The sequence below is a fragment of the Cellulophaga sp. BC115SP genome, assembly GCF_009905545.1.
GTDB classification, from domain to species: Bacteria; Bacteroidota; Bacteroidia; order Cytophagales; family Spirosomataceae; genus Flectobacillus; species Flectobacillus rivi.
In genome coordinates this window covers 1-563 of the sequence record NZ_JAAALB010000205.1, presented here as the reverse complement: position 1 = coordinate 563, position 563 = coordinate 1, and the positions used below count along the sequence as shown (strand labels likewise).

At 29.3% G+C, this 563-nt stretch carries 1 protein-coding gene; it reads left to right on the top strand.

The features are described from left to right. Nucleotides 1-12: 12 nt before the first annotated feature. On the top strand, nucleotides 13-563 hold a 551-nt coding region (locus GVN22_RS27685; RefSeq protein ID WP_166554204.1), incomplete at its 3' end, for a DUF4369 domain-containing protein.

The window sequence follows — 563 nt, the reverse complement described above, 5'->3', positions numbered from 1 at the left end:
AAAATCACATCTATGAAAAATTTTATTTATTTACTCCTCTTCATTTCACATAATATTTTTTCACAACAAATTCCTTTCAAAATAACTGGCACTTATGAAGATGGGCTTATTAAAAAGGTGAATGTTCACAGAAACCCAACTTTTTCGATCGACACTATTATCATCAATAAAAATAAATTTGTCCTAACAGGAAAACTAGACTATCCAAGGGATATTGTAATTGGATTTAATGATTTTCAAGGAGCAAGAGGTGTGTTTACGGATGGAAAAAAGATCAATGTTATATATAAAAATAAGCCAAATTTGATCGATAGTAAAGTTATTGAAGTTGCTCCTGTCAGTATTTCAGGAAATCCTATCACCATTGATGACCACAAAATTTGGGGACTTATTTCCCAAAAATTTAAAGGTAATTTTTCATTCGAGGACAAAGCTAAAATCATGAATTTGATTGAAAAACATACAGAAAAATATCCCAATTCTTTAAGTAATCTTTCATTAATAGCAAATATTATGGACATAGCTTCAACAGATGAAATAAATGCTCTGATGGAGAAAATACC